Source organism: Telluria sp. BA11 (assembly GCF_056680305.1).
On the sequence record NZ_CM155275.1, the window covers coordinates 1,082,104 to 1,104,321 of the forward strand.

Consider the following 22,218-nt stretch of genomic DNA (forward strand, 5'->3'; position numbering starts at 1 on the left):
TGCTGCTACGGTGGCGGCGCCTGGCTATGGCGCTACGAACTGATGCCGTAAGCCGCTCGGCCGTGGGCTGCGCGGAGTAATCCCAGCCGGGCCAAAGTACGTGCGCCGATGGATTCACCTGATCGAGAAAGTTTGAAATATTTCATAGTGGCAATTGATACTGATGAGCTCAGTATAGACCTCTTCAGCAGCAACGCCAGGGGTCGGCCAACGAAATATTTTCGCTGAATGCGCCCATGAAAAAAGCGGGCCGCAGCCCGCTTTTTTAGCGATCGAACGGGCGAATTAACGCTTGTCGATTTCCGGCACGTCACGCGCCGGCGAGCCGACGAACAGCTGACGTGGACGGCCGATCTTCTGCTCTGGATCGGCGATCATTTCGTTCCACTGCGCGATCCAGCCGATGGTACGGGCCATCGCGAAGATGCCGGTGAACATGGTGACCGGGATACCCAGTGCCGATTGCACGATGCCCGAGTAGAAGTCAACGTTCGGATAGAGTTTACGCGACACGAAGTATTCGTCTTCGAGGGCGATGCGTTCCAGTTCCATGGCCAGCTTGAACAGCGGGTCGTCCTGCAGACCCAGTTCTTCCAGCACTTCGTGGCAGGTTTCGCGCATCAGCTTGGCACGCGGGTCGAAGTTCTTGTACACGCGGTGACCGAAGCCCATCAGCTTGACGCCGGAGTTCTTGTCCTTGACCTTCTCGATGAAGGCCGGGATGTTCTCGACGCTGCCGATTTCCTTCAGCATGTTCAGCGCTGCTTCGTTCGCGCCGCCGTGGGCAGGGCCCCACAGGCAGGCGATGCCGGCTGCGATACAGGCGAACGGGTTGGCGCCCGACGAACCGGCCAGACGGACGGTCGAGGTCGATGCGTTCTGCTCGTGGTCTGCGTGCAGGATCAGGATGCGGTCCAGGGCGCGTACCAGCACGTCGTTGACCTTGTACTCTTCGCACGGATTGGCGAACATCATGTACATGAAGTTGGCGCTGTACGACAGGTCGTTGCGTGGGTACACGAACGGCTGGCCGACGTTGTACTTGTAGGCCATTGCGACCAGGGTCGGCAGCTTGGCGATCAGGCGGATTGCCGAGATTTCGCGCTGCTTGGCATCGTTGATGTCCAGCGAGTCGTGGTAGAACGACGCCAGCGCGCCGACCGTGCCGACCAGCACCGACATCGGGTGCGCGTCACGGCGGAAGCCACGGAAGAAGAAGTTCATCTGCTCATGGATCATCGTGTGCTTGGTCACGGTGTCGGTGAACAGGTCTTTTTGCTCTGCGTTTGGCAGTTCGCCGTTCAGCAGCAGGTAGCAGGTTTCCAGGAAGTCGCAGTTGACGGCCAGTTGCTCGATCGGGTAACCGCGGTACAGCAGCTCGCCCTTGTCACCGTCGATGTAGGTGATGCTCGAGTTGCAGGCTGCGGTCGACATGAAGCCAGGATCGTACGTGAACTTGCCGGTCGCGCCGTACAGCTTGCGGATGTCGACGACGTCCGGGCCGATGGTGCCTTTGTAGATCGGCATGTCGATCGACGGGCTGCCGTCCGAGAACGACAGGGTGGCTTTGGTATCAGAGATGTTCATGGCACTTCCTTCTTGTGGGAGTGGGTCTACAAAATAAAACGAAACCGGGGGGCGTCGCGACGTGCCGCGTAGGCGAATCGGGTGCCCATAGTTCGCTTACGCTAGCCGCAGCTTCGCCAGCAAGGCGTGCACGTGCGGCAGGTCGAGCTCGCCGGAGGGCTCATTGCGCCCCAGCAGCAGGTCCAGCAACGGGTTATCGGCCAGATCCAGCAGGCGCGTCAGCGCATCGACCTCGTCGTCGGTCAGTTCCTGTTCGTGCGCGTCGAGAAAGCGCGTCAGGATCAGATCGTTCTCGAGCAGGCCACGACGTGCACGCCAGCGCAGGCGCGAACGGTTGGCAGGATCGGCTTGATGTGTAATCACATTGAATCCGTTGTTGGTTCGACATCATACTCCGGCTGCCATGATTCGGCAGTACGGTACTTTTACGGTAATGCACACATTCGTCGAGCGTAACGCTCGACGCACGTCTGGACACCGGAACGCGTGCGACGCCTTTTGCAGCGCCGCACACATTGCATCGCTTAAATCGCGCGACGCACCAGCAGTTCCTTGATCTTGCCAATCGCCTTGTTCGGATTGAGGCCCTTCGGGCACACGTCCGTACAGTTCATGATCGAGTGGCAGCGGAACAGGCGGTACGGATCTTCCAGGTTGTCCAGGCGATCGTTGGTCGCTTCGTCGCGCGAGTCGGCGATGAAGCGGTACGCTTGCAGCAGGCCGGCAGGACCGACGAACTTGTCCGGGTTCCACCAGAACGACGGGCACGAGGTCGAGCAGCAGGCGCACAGGATGCACTCGTACAGACCGTCGAGCTCTTCGCGCTCTTCAGGCGATTGCAGACGCTCTTTTTCAGGGCGGATCGACTCATTGATCAGGTACGGCTTGACCGAGTGATACTGCTTGAAGAAGTTGGTCATGTCGACGATCAGGTCGCGCACCACCGGCAGGCCTGGCAGAGGACGCAGCACGATCGGCTGGGTCAGCTCGTTCAGGTTGGTCGTGCAGGCCAGGCCGTTCTTGCCGTTGATGTTCATTGCGTCCGAACCGCACACGCCTTCACGGCATGAGCGGCGCAGCGCCAGCGAGTCATCGACATCCGCCTTGATGCGCTGCAGGACGTCCAGCAGCATCTTGTCGGTATCTTGCAGCTCGACCGAAACGTCTTGCATGTAAGGCTTCGAATCCTTGTCCGGATCGTAGCGGTAAATTTTCAGTTGGACAGTGCGTGCCATGTTTTACCTATCTCATCACGGCCGCCGGGCGACAATCGCCGGGCAGCCACAAAATGTTTAGAAAGTGCGTGCTTTCGGCTTGAAGGTCTCGACCGTCAGCGGCTTTTGCACAACGCCCTTGTACTCGAGGCGGTTGCCTTCGGAGAAGAACAGCGTGTGCTTCATCCAGTTCGCGTCGTCACGTGTTTCGTAATCGCTGTGGGCGTGGGCGCCGCGCGATTCCTTGCGGGCCTGGGCCGACACGATGGTCGCTTTCGCGGTCTCGATCAGGTTGTCCAGTTCGAGCGCTTCGACGCGGGCCGTGTTAAACACCTTCGACTTGTCCTTGAACGTCACGTTCTTGCGACGCTCGTCGAGCACCATGATTTCCTTGACGCCCTGCGTGAGCAGCTGGTCGGTGCGGAACACGCCGCAGTACTTCTGCATCGTGGCGCGGATATCGTTGGCGACGTGCTGCACTTTTTCGGTGCCGGTCGACGTTTCGAGGCGGTTCAGGCGATCCAGCGCGAAGTCGGCAGCATCAGCCGGCATCGGCTTGGCGACCTTCTTCTTCAAGTCGGATGCGACGACGTGGTTGCCGGCCGCGCGGCCGAACACGATCAGGTCGAGCAGCGAGTTCGTGCCCAGGCGGTTCGCGCCGTGGACCGACACGCAGGCGCATTCGCCGATCGCGTACAGACCATTGACGATCTTCTGGCCGCCCGTACCATCCGGTGCCACGACCTGACCATGGATATTGGTCGGGATGCCGCCCATCTGGTAGTGAATCGTTGGCACGACAGGAATCGGTTCCTTGGTCGCATCGACGTTGGCGAACTTGTGGCCAATTTCGAGGATCGAAGGCAGACGCTTCTTGATGGTGTCGGCACCAATGTGGCGCAGGTCCAGCAGCACGTGGTCCTTGTTCGGTCCGCAGCCGCGACCTTCCTTGATCTCCTGGTCCATCGAGCGCGACACGAAGTCGCGTGGCGCCAGATCCTTCAGCGTTGGCGCGTAGCGCTCCATGAAGCGTTCGCCGTTGCTGTTGATCAGGATACCGCCCTCGCCGCGCACGCCTTCGGTAATCAGGACGCCAGCGCCTGCCACACCAGTCGGGTGGAACTGCCAGAACTCCATGTCCTGCAGCGGCAGGCCGGCACGCGCCGCCATGCCCATGCCGTCACCGGTGTTGATGAAGGCATTGGTCGATGCGGCGAAGATACGGCCTGCGCCGCCGGTGGCGAAGATGGTGGTCTTCGCTTCCAGGATCATCACATCGCCGGTTTCCATTTCCAGGGCCATCACGCCGACCACGTCGCCTTCGGCGTCGCGGATCACGTCCAGCGCCATCCATTCGACGAAGAAGTGGGTGCGGGCACGGACGTTACGCTGGTACAGCGTGTGCAACAGCGCGTGACCGGTACGGTCGGCCGCCGCGCAGGCGCGCTGGACCGGCTTTTCGCCGAAGTTGGCCGTGTGGCCGCCGAACGGACGCTGGTAAATGGTGCCATCAGGGTTACGGTCGAACGGCATGCCGAAGTGTTCCAGCTCGTAGACGACCTTCGGTGCTTCGCGGCACATGAATTCGATCGCATCCTGGTCGCCCAGGTAGTCGCCACCCTTGACGGTGTCGAACATGTGCCAGTACCAGTCATCCTCGCTCATATTGCCGAGCGAAGCGCCGATGCCGCCCTGCGCTGCCACGGTGTGCGAGCGGGTCGGGAAGACTTTCGACAGAACAGCAACGTTCAGGCCGGCTTCGGCCAGTTGCAGGGATGCGCGCATGCCGGAACCGCCGGCGCCCACGATGACCGCGTCAAAACGACGGGTAGGAATTGCAGTTTTGATAGCTGCCACGATTACACACTCCAGAGAATTTGCACGGTCCAGGCGGCGCAAGCGAGCAGCCAGAAGATCGTTGCCAGCATCAGGAACAGACGCAGGCCTGCCGATTTAACATAGTCCATCCAGATATCACGGATGCCGACCCAGGCGTGGTAGTACAGCGCGAGGAAGGTCACCAGCGAGAACAGCTTGAACCATTGGCGGGAGAACAAGCCTGCCCAGCCTTGGTACGAGAAGTCCTGGGCAGTCAGGAACGCGACCAGCAGGATGATCGTGTAGGCCGCCATGACGATGGCGGTAACGCGCTGCGCCAGCCAGTCCTTGACGCCGTAGTGTGCGCCAACGACAAGGCGGCGCGGGCCGATATTATTCTTGGTTGCCATAATTTAGAACACTCCGAACAGTTTCAGGCCGACCAGGGCGGTCAGCGCCAGGCTGATGACCAGGACCCAGCGGGCGGTCGACTGGGCTGCATCCTTGTCCAGGGCCAAATGATTGTCCATGAACAGGTGGCGGATGCCGGCGATAAAGTGGTGCAGGTAAGCCCACGACAGGCCCAGCAGGATCAGCTTGACGAGCGGGTGGGAAACGATGCCGGCAAAGTAGCCGAACGACGATTCCGACAGCAGGCTTTGCTGGAACAGGTACAACAGGAACGGCAGTGCCAGGAACATGCCGGCGCCGCTGATACGATGCAAAATCGACACAATGGCCGATGGTGGCATGCGATATTTGCCAGTGATATCGGTGATGCCGATATTGCGGAACTCCGGCCGCCCCTTCTGCTTTGCTTCTCTCACGGCTTCGGACATGATGGTACACCTCCCTTATGACAACAATTTTTATGTGAACCCTATGGATTTTCGCTGATTTCCCTGTCCTGGTCCGTTCACGCGACGCCAGGTGGGCGGGACAGCGAGCGTAGGACCGGGTCATGTCCGCCGCGCACCCAAAACCAAACTATTTTAGTCGCTCTTGCCGACTTTCGCTGCAGTCGCTATTGACCGCTGCAAAGTATTTCCATACTGCTGAGTTACTTGTCAGGACAGCTCGTTCTGATAGTGATGTTGTTCCGTCAAGTACATCCCGCGGCGCAGCTCGACTGCCTTGTCGCCGTAGGTGAACGAAACCCGCTCGCCGCACAGCAGTGGCGTGCCCTCGGGCACCTTCAGATAGTCCGCCGTGGCGGCATCGGCCGCGACCGCGCGGATCTTTTCCGTCGCCCGGATCATGCGGGTGCCGAATTCCGTTTCGAACAGGCCGTACATCGGCCCCTTGTATTCCACCAGGCGCTCGGCGCTCAGGCCCTTGAACAACTGGCCCGGCAGCCACAGCTCTTCGAGAATGGTCGGCTTGCCCTCGAACGACTGCACGCGCTTGATGTAGACGACGGCGTCGCCCGCTTTCAGGTCGAGCAGGCGCGCCACCTCGGCCGGGGCCCGGATGCGCTTGACCTCGAGGAAGCGGTTTTCGGGATGGTGCGGCAGACCTTCGTCAGGGCGCAGGCGCAGGAAGCGAAAATGCGCGCGCTCTTCGGCGTGGCTTGCCACGAACGTGCCCTTGCCCTGGCGGCGCACGACCAGATTCTCGGCCGCCAGCTCATCGATGGCCTTGCGCACAGTGCCCTGGCTGACCTTGAAACGCCCGGCCAGCTCGACTTCGCTCGGCATCATCTCGCCCGGTTTCCACTCGCCGGCCTGCAGGCTTTTGGTGATCAGGGCCTTGATCTGCTGGTACAGCGGCCGGAAGGACGGCGAGCCGCTGGCGGCAGGGTCGGCAGCCGGATTGGACGAGGTGGAATTCATAGACCGGGATTTCACCACAAAAGTGACATACCGTCCAGCTTTTGAGGCATTCAGATATCTGTCTTATATAAGACATAAGATATGAATTGACAGCCCTGATGACGCAGGCATACACTCATGCCCGACCGGGAGTCGGTGGCACTCTTGCCAGAGTACGCGCGCGACACCCGCGATTGACTTTTGAATAGCCCGGCCGACGCTTTTTGTTATCATTGCAGTCTGATTAAAGTCTGATTGCAGCTGAGCCCTACAAGCGTATGCTCGGCGTCGACCTCGGTGCAAACCGTTTTCATTCCCACTTTTGGAGATTCATCATGGCTAAAACCCCAATGCGCGTCGCTGTGACCGGCGCTGCCGGCCAGATCGGCTATTCCCTGCTGTTCCGCATCGCCAACGGCGACATGCTCGGCAAGGACCAGCCGGTCATCCTTCAGCTGCTCGAAATCGACAACGAAAAAGCACAGAAGGCGCTCAAGGGCGTCATGATGGAAATCGATGACTGCGCATTCCCGCTGCTCGAAGGCATGACCGCGCACTCGGATCCAATGACCGCGTTCAAGGATGTCGACGTCGCCCTGCTGGTCGGCGCCCGTCCACGTGGCCCAGGCATGGAACGCAAGGACCTGCTCGAAGCCAATGCCCAGATCTTCACCGTGCAGGGCAAGGCACTCGACGCCGTCGCTTCGCGCAACGTCAAGGTCCTGGTGGTTGGCAATCCAGCCAACACCAACGCCTATATCGCCATGAAATCGGCACCGAACCTGCCAGCGAAAAACTTCACCGCGATGCTGCGTCTGGACCACAACCGCGCGCTGTCGCAAGTGGCGGCCAAGACCGGCAAAGCAGTCAAGGACATCGAAAAAATGGTCGTCTGGGGCAACCACTCGCCAACGATGTACGCCGACTACCGCTTCGCCACCGCTGGCAGCGAGCAGGTCAAGGACCTGATCAACGACCAGGAATGGAACGCCAACACCTTCCTGCCAACCGTCGGCAAGCGCGGCGCTGCGATCATCGAAGCGCGCGGCCTGTCGTCGGCAGCCTCGGCCGCCAACGCAGCCATCGACCACGTGCGTGACTGGGTCCTGGGCACCAACGGCAAGTGGACCACGATGGGTATCCCGTCGGACGGTTCGTACGGCATCCCTGAAGGCACCATGTTCGGCTTCCCGGTCACGACCGAGAATGGCGAATACACGATCGTGCAAGGTCTGGACATCGATTCGTTCTCGCAAGAGCGCATCAACCTGACCCTGAAAGAGCTGGAAGAAGAAAAAGCCGGCGTCGCACACCTGCTGGGCTGATCAGTACAAGGCGCATGGCGATTGCCATGCGCCAACCACGCCGTGCCGCTCAACCGGCACGGCGGTGTTTTATGCAACCAAGCGTTGAAAGCTATGCATCCTTCCGAGGTTTTATTCCAGGGCAAACGCCAGCCGCTGCTTCTCCCTGCCTGCGATCACTACGCCGGCTCAGAGAAACTGATGCGCAAATCGCTGACCCTGCAACAAGAGCTTGGCCCCTTGTTTGACATCACCTTCGACTGCGAAGACGGCGCCCAGGCCGGCGTCGAGCACGAGCACGCCGTCCTGGTGGCGAGCCTGGTCAACAGCGAAGAGAACCGCTTCAACCGTGTCGGCGCGCGCCTGCACGAGCCGGCCAGCATCCACTTTGCCAACGACGTCGCGCTCATCGTCGGCGGCGCCGCGGCGCGCCTGGCCTATGTGGTGCTGCCGAAAGTCGACGGCGTCGACGAAGTGCGCGGCGCGATCGATCTGATCAACAAGTATGCGCTCGCTGCCGGCCGCGCTGCCCTGCCCGTCCACGTGCTGATCGAAACCCACGGCGCACTGCGCGACGCCTACGCGATCGCGGCGCTGCCGCAGGTCGAGTGCCTGTCGTTCGGCATCATGGATTTTGTCTCGGCCCACTACGGCGCGATTCCGGCCAGTGCGATGCGCACCCCCGGGCAGTTCACGCATCCACTGGTGGTACGCGCGAAGCTCGAAATGGTGGCGGCCTGCCACGCTCACGGCAAGGTGGCGTCGCACAACGTGACGACCGACATCAAGGACAGCGCCACGGTGGCAAACGACGCCCAGCGCGCCGGCGCCGAATTCGGCTTTACCCGCATGTGGAGCATCCACCCGGACCAGATCAAGCCGATCCTCAAAGCGTTCACGCCGCGTTTGTCCGAAGTCAATGAAGCAACGAATATCCTGACCGAAGCCATGGCCGCAGGCTGGGGACCGATTGCGCAACACGGCCGCTTGCATGACCGTGCGAGCTACCGATACTATTGGTCGGTGTTGCAGCGGGCCAAGCTGGCCGGCCTCGGACTGCCCGAGGCAGCTGCAGCCATCGTCAACCTCTCCGACTCCCGATAATCCCGACCATGGCCACCCTCCTCTCCCCAATCGTTGCTGCCTGCGCACTTGCCCTGGCCACCGCCGTCGCCTGTGCGACGGCCAACGCCGCCACACCGGTAGCGCACCCGAAAGCCTCCGCCGTGCTCGCTGCCGAAGCGGCGAAAAAGCCGGCGAAGGCTGCATCCAAAAAATCGAGCAAGAAAGCGAAAGCCGCTGCTGCTGGCACTGCCGCTACCGTCACGGCCGCTGCAGTCGCTGCCAACCCGCTCGAAGTCGACGAGCCGGACATCACCGACAACAAGACCACCGATTACGACTGCGAGCTGGGCAACAAGATCACGATCTACACGAACGACAACGATGCGGCCCACATCGCGCTGCGCTGGAAGAACCGGCTGCACCGCCTGGCCCGCATCGGCACCACCACCGGCGCTTTGCGCTTCGAAAATCCGCACTATGGCCTGATCTGGATCGGCATTCCGTCCAAGGGCATCCTGCTTGACTCGAAGCTCAACCGCCAGCTGGCCAATGAATGCAAGAACGCCACCCAGTCCGCGATCGTGGCGACCGCGGCGCCGGAGGCGAGCAAGACTTGAGCCGCGGCCTGGGTTTCCCGGATCCAGACCGTCCTGTCGCCTGATGTTATTTGATGCTGTTGAAATAACAACGTTGTTGATAACAATATTCCACTGAAGGAGAGATTATGTCTCGCAACACCCTGAATACACTGAAGGAATTCCCGATCGGCGCAGGCCAGAGCGGCCAGTTTCACTCGCTGCCAGCGCTGGCGGAATCCCTGGGTGTGAACCTGTCGCGCCTGCCGGTGTCGATTCGTATCGTCCTGGAATCCGTGCTGCGTAACTGCGACGGCAAGAAGGTCACCGAAGAGCACGTCAAGCAGGTCGCCGGCTGGAAAGCCAACGCCGAGCGCACCGACGAGATCCCGTTCGTCGTGGCCCGCGTCGTGCTGCAAGACTTCACCGGCGTGCCGCTGCTGGCCGACCTGGCCGCGATGCGCAACGTCGCCGCCAAGATGGGCGCCGATCCGAAGAAGATCGAGCCACTGGTGCCGGTCGACCTGGTCGTCGACCACTCGGTCACGATCGACCACTTCCGCGAGCCAAACGCACTCGACCTGAACATGAAGCTGGAATTCTCGCGCAACAACGAGCGCTACCAGTTCATGAAATGGGGCATGCAAGCCTTCGACACCTTCGGCGTCGTGCCACCGGGCTTCGGCATCGTCCACCAGGTCAACCTGGAATACCTGGCGCGCGGCGTCATGAAGCAAGGCGACGTGTACTACCCTGACACGCTGGTCGGCACCGACTCGCACACCACCATGATCAACGGCGTTGGCGTCGTCGGCTGGGGCGTGGGCGGCATCGAAGCCGAAGCCGGCATGCTGGGTCAGCCAGTGTACTTCCTGACCCCGGACGTCATCGGTGTCAACCTGAAAGGCAAGCTGCGCGAAGGCTGCACCGCGACCGACCTGGTGCTGACTGTCACCGAACTGCTGCGCAAAGAGAAAGTCGTCGGCAAGTTCGTCGAGTTCTTCGGCGCCGGCACCCGCTCGCTGTCGACCACCGACCGCGCAACCATCGGCAATATGGCGCCTGAATACGGCGCGACGATGGGCTTCTTCCCTGTTGACGAAGCCACCGTCGACTACTTCCGCGGCACTGGCCGTACCGAAGAAGAGCTGGCGGCGTTCGAAGGCTACTACCGCGCCCAGGGCATGTTCGGCATCCCACAGGAAGGCGAAATCGACTTCACGCGTGTTGTTGAACTCGACCTGTCGACCGTCACGCCATCGCTGGCAGGTCCGAAGCGTCCGCAGGATCGTATCGAACTGGGCAACGTGAAGAACAACTTCACGGAACTGTTCAGCAAGCCAACGACGCAGAACGGCTTCAACAAGAACCCGGACGACCTTCACCGCCAGTACACGACGACCAATGGCGTGAACGTGAAGAACGGCGACATCCTGATCGCCGCCATCACGTCGTGCACCAACACGTCGAACCCGAGCGTGCTGCTGGCCGCAGGCCTGCTGGCCAAGAAAGCCGTCGAGCGCGGCCTGACCGTGGCGCCGCACATCAAGTCGTCGCTGGCCCCTGGCTCGCGCGTGGTCACCAATTACCTGACCGCTGCCGGCCTGCTGCCGTACCTGGAAAAGCTGGGCTTCGGCGTGACCGCCTACGGCTGCACGACCTGCATCGGCAATGCCGGTGACCTGACCCCGGAACTGAACGCCGCGATCACCCAGAACGACATCGTCGCCTCGGCCATCCTGTCGGGCAACCGTAACTTCGAAGCGCGGATCCACCCGAACATCCGTTCGAACTTCCTGGCGTCGCCACCGCTGGTCGTCGCTTACGCGATCGCCGGCAACATGACGCGCGACCTGATGACCGAGCCAGTCGGCCAGGACAGCAATGGCGTGGACGTGTACCTGGGCGACATCTGGCCGACCTCGCAAGAAATCGGTGAGCTGATGCGCTTTGCAATGAATTCGGAAGTGTTCAAGTCGAACTACGCCGACGTCAAGGGCAACCCGGGCGAACTGTGGGAACGCGTCACGACGACCGAAGGTCAAGTCTACAACTGGCCAGAGTCGACCTACATCGCCGAGCCACCGTTCTTCGCTGATTTCGAGATGACCCCGAAAGCGGTCGCTACCGGCATCACCGGCGCACGCGCACTGGGCGTGTTCGGCGACTCGATCACCACCGACCACATCTCCCCGGCCGGTTCGATCAAGGAAGACGGCCCAGCGGGCAAGTGGCTCAAGGAACACAACGTCCTGAAAGCCGACTTCAACTCGTACGGCTCGCGTCGCGGTAACCACGAAATCATGATGCGCGGCACCTTCGCGAACGTCCGTATCAAGAACCGCATGATCCCGGTCGGTCCGGACGGTTCGGCAATCGAAGGCGGCATCACGCAATTCCAGCCAACCGGCGAACAGATGTCGATCTATGACGCCGCCATGAAGTACGTGGCCGACGGCACCCCAACCATGATCTTCGGCGGCGAAGAATACGGCACCGGCTCGTCGCGTGACTGGGCAGCCAAGGGCACCCAGCTGCTGGGCGTGAAGGCCGTGATCGTGCGCTCGTTCGAACGCATCCACCGCTCGAACCTGGTCGGTATGGGCGTGCTGCCACTGCAATTCATCGGCAACGACAGCGTCGACAGCCTGGGCATCACCGGTAAAGAGACGTACGACCTGAAGGGCCTGGAAGGCGAGATCAAGCCGCAACAGCTGGCCACGCTCGTGATCCACCGTGAAAACGGCGAGTCGCAGGAAGTGCGCGTTCTGCTGCGTATTGATACGCCGATCGAAGTCGACTACTACAAGCATGGCGGTATTCTACCGTTCGTGCTGCGTCAGCTGCTGGCGTAAGCTGTTTGGCCAGGCCCGCGCAAGCGGGCTGCGTCCAACGAAAAGGGCTGGAATCCTCGCGGGTTCCGGCCCTTTTTACATTGTCATCCGAGTTTGCATCGACGTAGGGTGGACGACTTCGCCGTCCACGCGTTCAAGGATCACACCTCGGCCCACATCCTGAGCAGATTGTGATAATGCGCCGTCAGCCCAACGGTGGTGGCTGAATCGCCATGCTCACCCCGCAGCGCCTGAATATGCGTGTCCAGGTCAAACAGCATCGCCCGCTTGCCGTCATCCCTGACCATGCTCTGCGTCCACAGGAACGATGCCACCCGCTCGCCACGCGTCACGGGCCGCACCTGGTGCACGCTGCCGGACGGATACACGATCGCATCACCCGCCGCCAGCTTGACCTCGTGCGTGCCATACAAGTCCACCACTTCAAGCTCGCCGCCGTCGTATTCGTCGGGCTCGCTCAGGAATACGGTCGTCGACACATCAGCCCGCACCGCCGGCAAGCCGCCGCGCTGGGCCCGGATCGCGCCGTCCACGTGCAGCCCGTAATGCTCGCCGCCTGCGTACGCATTGAAGTATGGCGCCAGCACCCGCAGCGGCAATACCGCAGCGAAGAACAGCGGGTTGGCCATCAGCGCACTACTGACGACCTGGCCGAGTTCGAGCGCGAGCGGCGTGCCCTCGCCCAGCTGGCGGTTGCGCTTGACCTGGGCGCCCTGCGCGCCGACGCTCTCGCGCCCGTCGATCCACTCCGGCGCCTGATCGAGACGGGCGCGGATTGCCGAGACCTGTTCTGGCGTCAGCACGCCGGGGATATGCAGCATCATGGTGAATTTTGGTGGGTACGGTTAACAAAAAAATCCCCCCTGGCAAGCCAGGAGGGGCGAATCCGGTCTCCCGGCGGGGGTGTTACTCCGTGAAGAGCATCTGCCAGCGCTTTCCCGGTCGCCGGCAGGGTCCAACATTCCTTCCGTCTTCTCATTAATGTTTGAATGAGAATTGTTCTCATTATGGCGGCTAGGTGCGGACTTGGCAAGCGTCTTCCGGCAATCCGTCTGTAGCGGGCCCGCCCACCCCCATTGTTCATGGCATGTGGCCGAATCAACTACAATACCGGGGATAAGGGATTATCATCATTATCCGGCTCGGGACTGCGGACGCTCATCTCCGCAACGCCAGCCGCGCTCTGTCGCTACACTGACATTCGATTCACTAACTGACAAGAGACTCACTCGCCCCATGCGTCGTCCTTCCAAAGATTCAACACCTAAACTTTCCGCAGAAAGCCAGCGCCTCGTCAGCCTCTCGCAAGCCCTCATGCAAGCTGCCAGCCGTGCCGAAGAACGGGCATGGGAACGCCAGCTCGACACGCAACTGCAAAAACTGCTCAAGACCAATCACCAGGACAGCATCGACAGCGCCCTGAACGCCCTGTTCAGGGACGATCTGGCCTCGTACGACGTCCTGATGGACACCGTGGAAGCGGTCAGCGAATCGGCCATGATGGTCGAGCAGAAGGATGGCGTTGACGTCACCTGGCAGGCGCTCCTGATCGCTGCGCCGATCCTGGCCTGGACCCGTTTTTCGATCGCCACCGGCGCGATCCCGGCCGACCTGCTGGCCACGCTCGGCGCGCACTTTTCGGCCCACCTGCTTGCAGGCGGCACGAAGATGGCGATCGCCCCGACCCTGTATTCAATCGACCAGCTGCCGCGCACCCACGCCGAAACCTACGCGCTGACGCACAAGCTGGCCGCCGCCGCGCACAAGGGCGGCACGATCAAGCCGGCGCCGCAGTTAGAGGAAACCGCCCCGTTCCTGGCCGACACGCGCTACATGCTGATCGCGATCGTCGCGCCGGCAGGCGACCCGTTGTTCCGCTGGCAAGAGCCGCAGCACCAGCTGCACGTCGTGCAAGAGCGCGAACGCAGCCTGGAACAGTGGCGCACGCAAGCCACCGCCAACGTCGCGCGCCTGATGCCGGGCTGTGGCATCGAGCTGCTGCTGCCAGAAGCATATTACGTGGCCTGCCGCGAAGCCGATAAGCTGATCCGCCCAATCTCGATCCGCGCCGCCGTGCACTACCTGACGAACACGCTGGGCGTAGAACCGTCCGACCTGCGCGCCGTCGTCGCCGGCTTTGGCGAAGAAGCACCGGACATCCAGATCGACGAATACCGCGTGGCCTTCACGATGCGCCAGAGCGCCGATGTCGTGTACGGCATCGTCTGGCCACTGTACGGGCAGGAAGACGAATCCGGCACGCCGGTGGAAGGCCCGCTGGCCATCACGCACGATGCGCTCAGCCCGCTGAACGAAATCGTCGCGCACCTGAACGAAGCCGGCATCGCCCACATCAAGCGCATCAACGAACGCTACGCCGCCGAGTACTGCGACGATTGCGGCTCCCCGCTGTTCGCCGACCCAACCGGCGAACTGGTACATGCCGAAATGCCGGACGACACACCGACAGGCAGCGAGCACTTCCACTGAACTTCCACAGCCGGGGTCAGGTCTGACATTCGGACACGACCTCAGCCCTGGCCACTTCCACAGCCGGGGTCAGGTCTGACATTCGGACACGACCTCAGGCTTATCCACTGCCAATGGTGCCATGCTCAGTACTAGCATGCCCGCTTCCAACTACCTGACTGTCGAGATCGTGTCCGAATGTCAGACCTGACCCCCGCTTTTTTTACGGCGGTGGATGTTCACGGGCGCATTAATGTAAAAAGGCCGGCCACGTTGATCGTGGCCGGCCTTTTTTTACGACTGCACTAGTGCATTACGCCATCGGATCGATGGTGAATGCTGGCATGCGTGCGTTGGTGCGGGCGCTTTCCAGGAACTTGTCGGACGTGGCCAGTGCTTCGGCGATTGTGACGTCCATGTCCAGATAGCGGTAGGTGCCGAGGCGGCCGACGAACGTGACGTTCGGCTCGTTTTGCGCCTTGTTCACGTACAGTTCGAGCATGGCCTTTTCGCGGTTCTGGCGGATCGGATAGTACGGGATATCCTTCTCTTCGCACTGCCGGCTGTACTCGGCGTAGCAGATCGTCTTTTCGTGCTTTTCCCACGGCGAGAAGTGCTTGTGCTCGGTGATGCGGGTGTATTTCTTTTCGTTGTCGCAGTAATTGATGACAGCGTTGCCCTGGAAGTCGCCGTCGGCGCGGAAGACTTCGAAGTCCAGCGTGCGGTAAGGCAGGCGGCCTTCGGTGTGCTTGAACCAGGCGTCGATCGGGCCGCTGTAGAACACGTGCTCGTACTCGCCCTTGGTGGCCGGATCGAACGTGGTGTTCAGGTGCACCGTCACGCCCGGCGTGTCGATGATGTTCTGCACCAGCTGCGTGTAGCCTTCAGCCGGCATGCCCTGGTATTTGTGGTTGAAGTAGTTGTCGTCGTAGTTGAAACGCACTGGCAGGCGCTTGAGGATGCTCGCTGGCAGTTCGCTTGGCTCCAGGCCCCACTGCTTGATCGTGTACGTCTTGAAGAACGCTTCGTACAGGTCGCGGCCCACGAAGCGCAGTGCCTGCTCTTCGAAGGTGGTCGGGTTCTCGATCGTCTTGTCGCCCAGGTTCGCGAGGAATTCCTGCGCTTCGGCCGGGCCCATCGTCTTGTTGAAGAACTGGTTGATGGTCAACAGGTTGATCGGCAAGGTGAAGACTTTGCCGTCGGTGATGGCCTTGACGCGATTGACGTATGGCTTGAATTCGGCGAAGCGGTTGACGAATTCCCACGCGCGCTCATTGTCGGTGTGGAAAATGTGCGGGCCGTAGACGTGGACCATGACGCCGGTCTCGGCATCACGCTCGGAATAGCAATTGCCGGCCACGTGCGGGCGCGACTCGAAAACGTCGACGGTGTAGCCGGCCTGTGCCAGCTGGTTGGCGATCACTGCCCCGGAGAAGCCTGCGCCAACGATGGCGATGTTCTTTTTCATTCCTGTGTCCTGGTGATATTGGCAATGCCGGGGGGAGGCTTGAGCTTGACTGGAACGGGAAGATGACATCATCGCCTTCACATCACAGCCGGTACACGCGTCGCCGCATCGCGATTGTAATTAGTGGCAAAAGAATATCACTCAAACCCCCTTTTGCCCCGCACAATTGGACAACGGTGTTTGTACGAAAAGAGGGATGCAGCCATGCGGCTGAAGGACCTGCGCATGGCTGCCGGGTTACTGCTGGATTACTGCTGATTCATTACCAACTTTGTGCTCATTTGCTGCTGGCCAGCAGCCGGCCAAACGTCTATTTGCGGATCGCCCCCACCACGCGCGTGGCAAATTCGGCGGCATTGCCCGCATGCCAGCGCCAGACGATGACCAGGTCGTGCTCGGGCGAGACGACGATATCGTTGCTGCCCGCACCCAGCGCGGCGAATGTCGTGGCGGGCATGCCCGGCAAGTTCTTGCCTTTGGTATTGAGCCACCACAGGTAACCATAGTCCGGCCCGTTCGCGCTCGGCGTGAGCGCCGCCGTGACATAGGCTGGCGGCAGGATCTGCTTGCCGGCCCAGTTGCCCTGGCGCAGCCACAGGTAGCCGAAGCGCGCCATGTCCCAGCTGTCGATCCACATGCCGCCACCCCAGCGCGTGCCGCCGCTGACCGAGGCCACCTGCTTGCCGTTCAGTTCGACGTAGCTGTTATGGTACGGGACCCATTTCCAGCTCGACGAAGCGCCGATCGGGTCCATGACCTGCTGCTGGAACACGTCCGGTACCGACTGGCCAAACACGCGCAGCAGCGACAGCGCCAGGCGGTTCACGCGCGTGTCGTTGTATTCATAGAAGGTGCCCGGCGTCTTGATGGCGCGCGGCTTCTTTTCGCCTTTGCCGAAGGCGGCCTTGCCGATGAAGTTGCTGTGCTTGCCCCACAACTCGCCGTCCCATTCGGACTCTTGCTGCAGATGCTGCTTCCACGTCACGGCCGCGTTGTGCGGCGTCGCGTAGCCGCCGTCGGTGACGCGCTGCGCCACCGGCTCGTCGACCTGCAGGCGCCCTTCCCGCACCGCCACGCCCGCCACGGTGGCCAGCATGCTCTTGGCGACCGAGTAGGTCGGATCGACAAAATGCGTGTCACCGAACTCGGCCACCACATAGCCCTTGTAGATCACCACGCCATTGGTCGCAGCGCGCTTGGTCGGCATCGAGCCCAGGCGCGTGCCGAAGATGGCTTCCTGGTCGGACAGGTCGAGCGGCCGCTCGGTCTCGCGCGATTGTGCGAACGCGATAGCGGCTGCGAGCGCCACCGGATCCATTCCCAGCGCGCCCGGGTCCTTGCGGGCCCACTCCCCGGCAGGCGGGAAGTAAGAGACGTCGACGGCTGAGGCGGGCGCGGCCGAGGCGCCGGAAAACGCCAGACCCAATGCGCTAACGATGACTACTTGGAAAAGGCTGCGGCGCGCGCGATGGGTCATGTCGGGGTATCGGTCCAGGTGGAATATGGCGCCTTGATCAGGCTGGAATTGTAATAACGCTTCTCGCCAGTGACTTCCTGGCCGATCCAGTCGGGCTTGTCGAATACGGCGTCTTCTGACGGCAGCTCGAGCTCGGCCACGACCAGGCCCGCGTTCTCGCCCAGGAATTCATCGACTTCCCAAGTAAAACCGGCATGCTCGATGCGGCGCCGGGTCTTTTCGACCAGGGGCCGCTCGCACAGGCGCTCGAGCAGTTCGGCAGCCTCGGCCAGCGGGATCGGATACTCCCATTCGCCGCGCGAGGCGCCTTCGCTCTTGCTCTTGATGGTCAGGACGCCCTGCTCGCCTTCGATACGCACGCGCACCGTGCGCGTCGGATCGGCGCACAGATAGCCTTGGCGCAGCAGCGTGGCCGTGCCCAGCGTGCGCCATCCGTCGCCTGCCAGCAGGAACTTGCGTTCGATCTCGATACCCATCGCGTCAGCCCAGCGCTTGCAGGATTGGCTGCAGCATGGCAGCGCCCAGGCCCGCGCTGCGCGCGCCGTTCCAGCCGGTATGCGCGTCGGGCAGGTTGGCGTTGTCCTTGAACGGCATTTCCAGCGTCAGGGACAGGCATTTGTAGTGGTGGCCGACATACTTCGACGCCAGCGTGAGCAGTTCGTCGTTGTACTTGCTGGCGGCGTAGCCGAATTCTTTCTGGAAGTCCGGGCTGCAGGCGATGTAGCGGTCGATGAAGGCGGTTTGCTCCATTGCCCGCTCGGCCGTGAAATCGGCCAGCATTTCGCAGCCGGCCACGAAGTTGTACGGCAGCGCTTCGTCGCCATGGATGTCGAAGAACATGTCGATGCCGACTTCTTCGATCTTCTGCTTCACGCACAGTACCTCGGGGCTGCGCTCGAGCGACGGGTTCATCCACTCGCGATTCAGGTTGGCGCCGGCGGCATTCGTGCGCAGGTTGCCGCGCACCGAACCGTCCGGATTCATGTTCGGCACGATGTAGAACACGGCGCGCTGCAGCAGCGTGCGCGCCACCGGGTTGGCGCTGTCGAGCAGCGCATCCATCATGCCTTCGACGAACCACTCGGCCATCGATTCGCCCGGATGCTGGCGCGCGATGACCCAGATTTTCTTTTCCGCTTGTGGGTTACCGATCACGACCAGATTCATGTCGCGGCCTTCGACCGTGCTGCCAAGGTCGACCACGCGCGCGATCGGGTTCTCGGCCACTTCGCCCAGCAGTCGCAGGTGGCGTTCCCAGCTGTATGGCTCGAAGTAGGCGTAGTAGATGCTGTCCGTTTCCGGCGTGTGCTCGATTGTCATCACCTGGCCGTCGAACGTGGTCGGCACGCGGAACCAGTTGTCGAGGTCATAGCTGGCCACCGCCTGGTAATCCTCGAACCCCTTCGGGTACGTGGCCTGGCCGGCATTCAAGAAGCGCATCGTCACCGCCTGGTCGCGGGCGCCCTGCAAGCGAAAATGAAACCACTGGTGGATGTCGGCGTGCGAGTCGGCGCGCAGGTTCAGGTCGATCCGGGACGGATGCTCGGCGTTGACGACATCGATCGATCCGGCGTCGAACATCGTGCTGATCTTGATGGACATGGTGATCCTTTCATGGCCCGCCATGGAAGGCGGCGCTGGGTGACGGAGCGCCGGGCGTTCGCCCGGCAAGACCCCCGGACAGATGGTTGTTTACTGCGCGTCGAGGTCGATCAGATCCTTCGTATACATCGCCATGATCTGACGCATCAGCTCGACATTGCCGCGATCGAGCACGACGGTCAGGTCCGGCTTGGTCTCGAGGGCAAAGGTCATGCGGATCATGCCTGGCAGCTCTTTGCAATTGACGTACTGGACGCGCGGTGTGCTCGGGTTTTGCCAGTCGGCTTCACCGATCACCGGGCCGGCCGGCGGCGCCTTGAGTTGCGGATCCTTGTTGACCGGCAGGTGCTTGAGCAGCCAGAACACGACGTTGGCCGGAATGTGGACGGCGACATCGCTCGCACCGATGGTGGAGAACTTGGTCAGCAACAGGTTACCAACCCGGTCGCAGGACATGGACAGGCTCTTGACTTGACGAATGACCGCTGGTTTCACGACGTTGATCCTTGGGGGAAGGTTGAAAAAGGCGCTGCGATTCTACCGCATCCCCCCGGCCTTTTGGGCAGTTTGCGCCACCGGACAGCAAAACGGGGAGCATGAGGCTCCCCGTCGATGACTGCGCCGGCGTGCTGCCGGCAGCCTGCGGATTATTCCTTGGCGCCGCCACTGCGGCTGCCGCTCCCGACGCTCTGACGGTTGCCGGCCCTGGCCGACGTGCGCACCATGTCGCTGGCGCTGGCCGACTGGCGGTTACCGTGGCTCAGGCTGCCTGCGCGGCGGGCTTCTTCGGACGTGAATTCGTGCGCTGTGCCCTTGGCGTGGGCGGCCTTGCCGCCCTGGCTGGCGATTTCGCGCTGGCGTGCCGGATCCATCGATGCGAAACCACGGTTGCGGGTGCCACCGGCGCTCTGACTATTGCCGGCCGCGCCCGATTGCTTGTTGCCTTGATTGCTTGAGGCCATGATGAGGTTGCTCCCATACTTACACGGTTGGAAACCGCCGCGTCCTGCGGCAGGCTGAGGCCTACCGACACCGGAGTGGCGACGACGATGAGCCCAAATCCCATATTAGGCACGCAATCTGACAACCGCTATAGGAGTAGTCCAGATGACTTTGTAGGACAACACGTGAGAATTAGTGCAGTTACGAAATTAAAGTTTCGGTAGTAAATTTATCATTCAGGAGCAGTCCTACACGCACCCCCTACGTCTTCCTATTCTGTGCATGCCCCGATGCGCGCATGATGGACCCATGCGGCAGGCACTGACTTGCCAGTTCACCAATGCACAGGAGACGACCATGGATGCAAACCAACGTAGCGAAGTGAATAACCAGACCAATAACGGCGCCAACGAAAAATGGAATCCGGACGCCAAGGGCAACACGCGCGATGGCGCCACTGAACAACGTGCGCCATCGGGCACCGGCATGGCGCAAACTGACCTGCCGAGCGCATCGCAAGGCCAGCTCGCCAGCACCGGCGCGCAGCAGGGCACGACCGACAGCCACCAGCGCGCGATGGAAGCGCATTCCGGCGAGTGGGGTCAGTTGAACGAACCCGTAGGTAATCGCCAGGGTGAGACGCGCAATACCGATAACCCGAACGCACCGGCGTCTGTCCAGCCAGCACATGCTGGCGGTACCACCATTGGCACGGGCGTGGACACCGGCATCGTCCCGGGCACTGGCACCGAAGATCGTCATGCACGCGGCACCGAAGCCGGCGTGCCCGGTGTGCAGCACGGTGACATCTATGGCAACCGCCAGAGCGTGGACAATGCCAACGGCGAAAACCGCGCCGATACCCAGGACGCCAGCTCGAGCAAGATCCAGGAAAGCACTGACCGCCAAGGCTCGCAAACGGGCGAGACCCGTCGCGAGGTGCCTGCTGATGAGTTCCATCAGTCCAACGATCTGGCCGGCGGCCTGCCGCGCAGCGGTGGCAACAGCGGCCCGCGCACTGAAGGCGAGGGTTACCAGACCGGCGGCAGCATGCACGCTGAACCGAATCCGGTACACGAATCGAACGACGCGGCAGGCGGCTATCCGCGCAGCCCGGGCGGCGCCAACAAGCTTGCTGGCGATCGCAAGATGGATGACGACACGGGCTTTTCACGTCAGTAATCGCTTCAGTAAGCAGACCAGTACTCGCATGAGTGCAGGTCAGTAAAACCCAACGGGGTGCCATCGGTGCCCCGTTTTGCATTGCGCTTGACGCAGCTCCAAGGCGCCCTGCCCCGCTGGAACCGGGCCATTCAAACGACAGTCGAACCGCTCGCCATCGCCGTCCTTGCGCGGTGGCGCAATCAGCGGAGACCTGCCATGTCAGCGATGCACGACGCTTCCTGCCTGCCGCCGCGCCACTCCTTGGCGCGCGCATGACGCTGCATCCCTTTGACAACGACACGGGCCGCGACCTCGCGCGGTGCCAGTTGGAGATCGGTCCAGCATGCTTTGTCGTGCTCGCCCTCACGCTGGATGCGCGTCGCCTGACACCTTGCGCCGGCATCGACACCGTGATCCTGGGCGTTGCCAGGCTGCGCCAGCGGCATGATGTCGATGCGACGCTGCTCGTCGCCGCGGGCACTGTGGCCGATGGCATTGCTGTAGCAGATGCCGAACTGGCCCGACTGCGTGAACTGGTGCGCGTGCTGGCCATGAAACCGCACGTGCGCTTCTTGGTCGCGACGCCGCTGGACACTCTGCTCGACTGCCATGCGGCGGCCAATGTGCTGGTCAGCACGCCGTGGCGCGCGGCAGATGCCGGCAGCGCCGTTGACAACGGGCGCACAGCGATATGCAGCGACCTCACCGGCGCCGTCCTCCCGCCACATGACGCCGAGGCGCTGGCGGCGCGGCTGGCCCGGTTGCAACGCCTTCCACGCCTGGCGCTGGTGACGATTGACGCCGCTTGCGCACACCTTGCCGATCTGCCGGCGCCAGACAAGCCGGCCTTCCAATGACCATCACCGC

General features: G+C 61.9%; 21 protein-coding genes. 7 read left to right on the top strand and 14 right to left on the bottom strand.

Annotated elements, in window-relative coordinates:
- Positions 1 to 285: 285 nt before the first annotated feature.
- From gltA to AC1MGT_RS04780, 7 genes are all read right to left on the bottom strand, one after another.
- A complete protein-coding gene (gene gltA, locus AC1MGT_RS04750) occupies positions 286 to 1,587 on the bottom strand; it encodes a citrate synthase (protein WP_183555468.1) in 1,302 nt (433 codons plus the stop codon).
- Between the two features lie 96 nt (positions 1,588 to 1,683).
- On the bottom strand, positions 1,684 to 1,950 hold the full coding sequence (locus AC1MGT_RS04755) for an FAD assembly factor SdhE (RefSeq protein WP_183555469.1): 267 nt from the start codon (positions 1,948 to 1,950) through the stop codon (positions 1,684 to 1,686).
- A gap of 161 nt (positions 1,951 to 2,111) precedes the next feature.
- A complete protein-coding gene (locus AC1MGT_RS04760) occupies positions 2,112 to 2,822 on the bottom strand; it encodes a succinate dehydrogenase iron-sulfur subunit (RefSeq protein ID WP_183555470.1) in 711 nt (236 codons plus the stop codon).
- A gap of 57 nt (positions 2,823 to 2,879) precedes the next feature.
- The gene (gene sdhA, locus AC1MGT_RS04765; protein ID WP_499503222.1) at positions 2,880 to 4,658 is read right to left on the bottom strand and encodes a succinate dehydrogenase flavoprotein subunit; all 1,779 of its coding nucleotides are present in this window, start codon (positions 4,656 to 4,658) and stop codon (positions 2,880 to 2,882) included.
- Positions 4,659 to 4,660: 2 nt separating this feature from the next.
- The gene (gene sdhD, locus AC1MGT_RS04770; RefSeq protein WP_183555472.1) at positions 4,661 to 5,029 is read right to left on the bottom strand and encodes a succinate dehydrogenase, hydrophobic membrane anchor protein; all 369 of its coding nucleotides are present in this window, start codon (positions 5,027 to 5,029) and stop codon (positions 4,661 to 4,663) included.
- Positions 5,030 to 5,032: 3 nt separating this feature from the next.
- Positions 5,033 to 5,458 carry a succinate dehydrogenase, cytochrome b556 subunit gene (gene sdhC / locus AC1MGT_RS04775; RefSeq protein ID WP_499503223.1) on the bottom strand — a complete coding sequence of 142 codons (426 nt, stop codon included), beginning with the start codon at positions 5,456 to 5,458 and terminating at the stop codon, positions 5,033 to 5,035.
- A 228-nt stretch (positions 5,459 to 5,686) separates the two neighbouring features.
- On the bottom strand, positions 5,687 to 6,451 hold the full coding sequence (locus AC1MGT_RS04780; RefSeq protein ID WP_183555474.1) for a GntR family transcriptional regulator: 765 nt from the start codon (positions 6,449 to 6,451) through the stop codon (positions 5,687 to 5,689).
- A gap of 314 nt (positions 6,452 to 6,765) precedes the next feature.
- Here AC1MGT_RS04780 and AC1MGT_RS04785 point away from each other — a divergent pair, with 314 nt between their 5' ends.
- From AC1MGT_RS04785 to acnA, 4 genes are all read left to right on the top strand, one after another.
- Positions 6,766 to 7,755 (top strand): malate dehydrogenase, encoded by a 990-nt coding sequence (locus AC1MGT_RS04785; protein ID WP_183555475.1) that lies wholly within the window; start codon positions 6,766 to 6,768, stop codon positions 7,753 to 7,755.
- Between the two features lie 93 nt (positions 7,756 to 7,848).
- On the top strand, positions 7,849 to 8,838 hold the full coding sequence (locus AC1MGT_RS04790; RefSeq protein WP_499503224.1) for an HpcH/HpaI aldolase/citrate lyase family protein: 990 nt from the start codon (positions 7,849 to 7,851) through the stop codon (positions 8,836 to 8,838).
- Positions 8,839 to 8,846: 8 nt separating this feature from the next.
- A complete protein-coding gene (locus tag AC1MGT_RS04795; RefSeq protein ID WP_499503225.1) occupies positions 8,847 to 9,416 on the top strand; it encodes a hypothetical protein in 570 nt (189 codons plus the stop codon).
- 107 nt (positions 9,417 to 9,523) lie between these two features.
- Complete coding sequence (gene acnA, locus AC1MGT_RS04800) at positions 9,524 to 12,229, top strand: aconitate hydratase AcnA (protein WP_499503227.1); 2,706 nt, start codon at positions 9,524 to 9,526, stop codon at positions 12,227 to 12,229.
- 140 nt (positions 12,230 to 12,369) lie between these two features.
- Here acnA and AC1MGT_RS04805 read toward each other — a convergent pair whose 3' ends face one another.
- The gene (locus AC1MGT_RS04805) at positions 12,370 to 13,053 is read right to left on the bottom strand and encodes a Fe2+-dependent dioxygenase (RefSeq protein ID WP_499503228.1); all 684 of its coding nucleotides are present in this window, start codon (positions 13,051 to 13,053) and stop codon (positions 12,370 to 12,372) included.
- Between the two features lie 412 nt (positions 13,054 to 13,465).
- Here AC1MGT_RS04805 and AC1MGT_RS04810 point away from each other — a divergent pair, with 412 nt between their 5' ends.
- The gene (locus AC1MGT_RS04810; protein WP_258835080.1) at positions 13,466 to 14,719 is read left to right on the top strand and encodes a DUF2863 family protein; all 1,254 of its coding nucleotides are present in this window, start codon (positions 13,466 to 13,468) and stop codon (positions 14,717 to 14,719) included.
- A 292-nt stretch (positions 14,720 to 15,011) separates the two neighbouring features.
- Here AC1MGT_RS04810 and glf read toward each other — a convergent pair whose 3' ends face one another.
- The 6 genes from glf to AC1MGT_RS04840 form a co-directional block, all read right to left on the bottom strand.
- Positions 15,012 to 16,166 (bottom strand): UDP-galactopyranose mutase, encoded by a 1,155-nt coding sequence (gene glf / locus AC1MGT_RS04815; protein ID WP_183555481.1) that lies wholly within the window; start codon positions 16,164 to 16,166, stop codon positions 15,012 to 15,014.
- A 310-nt stretch (positions 16,167 to 16,476) separates the two neighbouring features.
- Entirely contained in the window at positions 16,477 to 17,643 is a 1,167-nt protein-coding gene (locus AC1MGT_RS04820; RefSeq protein WP_499503229.1) for a serine hydrolase domain-containing protein, read from the bottom strand.
- Positions 17,640 to 18,119 (bottom strand): CYTH domain-containing protein, encoded by a 480-nt coding sequence (locus tag AC1MGT_RS04825; RefSeq protein WP_499503230.1) that lies wholly within the window; start codon positions 18,117 to 18,119, stop codon positions 17,640 to 17,642. Before AC1MGT_RS04825 ends, AC1MGT_RS04820 begins: the two co-directional genes overlap by 4 nt.
- A 4-nt stretch (positions 18,120 to 18,123) precedes the next feature.
- Positions 18,124 to 19,245 (bottom strand): M14 family metallopeptidase, encoded by a 1,122-nt coding sequence (locus AC1MGT_RS04830; protein WP_499503231.1) that lies wholly within the window; start codon positions 19,243 to 19,245, stop codon positions 18,124 to 18,126.
- A 90-nt stretch (positions 19,246 to 19,335) separates the two neighbouring features.
- On the bottom strand, positions 19,336 to 19,740 hold the full coding sequence (locus AC1MGT_RS04835) for a hypothetical protein (protein ID WP_499503232.1): 405 nt from the start codon (positions 19,738 to 19,740) through the stop codon (positions 19,336 to 19,338).
- A 152-nt stretch (positions 19,741 to 19,892) separates the two neighbouring features.
- The gene (locus AC1MGT_RS04840; RefSeq protein ID WP_499503233.1) at positions 19,893 to 20,207 is read right to left on the bottom strand and encodes a KGG domain-containing protein; all 315 of its coding nucleotides are present in this window, start codon (positions 20,205 to 20,207) and stop codon (positions 19,893 to 19,895) included.
- Positions 20,208 to 20,544: 337 nt separating this feature from the next.
- Between AC1MGT_RS04840 and AC1MGT_RS04845 the strand changes: the two genes are divergently transcribed.
- Positions 20,545 to 21,369 carry a hypothetical protein gene (locus AC1MGT_RS04845; RefSeq protein WP_499503234.1) on the top strand — a complete coding sequence of 275 codons (825 nt, stop codon included), beginning with the start codon at positions 20,545 to 20,547 and terminating at the stop codon, positions 21,367 to 21,369.
- Between the two features lie 254 nt (positions 21,370 to 21,623).
- The gene (locus AC1MGT_RS04850) at positions 21,624 to 22,208 is read left to right on the top strand and encodes a glycosyltransferase family protein (protein ID WP_499503235.1); all 585 of its coding nucleotides are present in this window, start codon (positions 21,624 to 21,626) and stop codon (positions 22,206 to 22,208) included.
- The last annotated feature ends 10 nt before the right edge of the window (positions 22,209 to 22,218 follow it).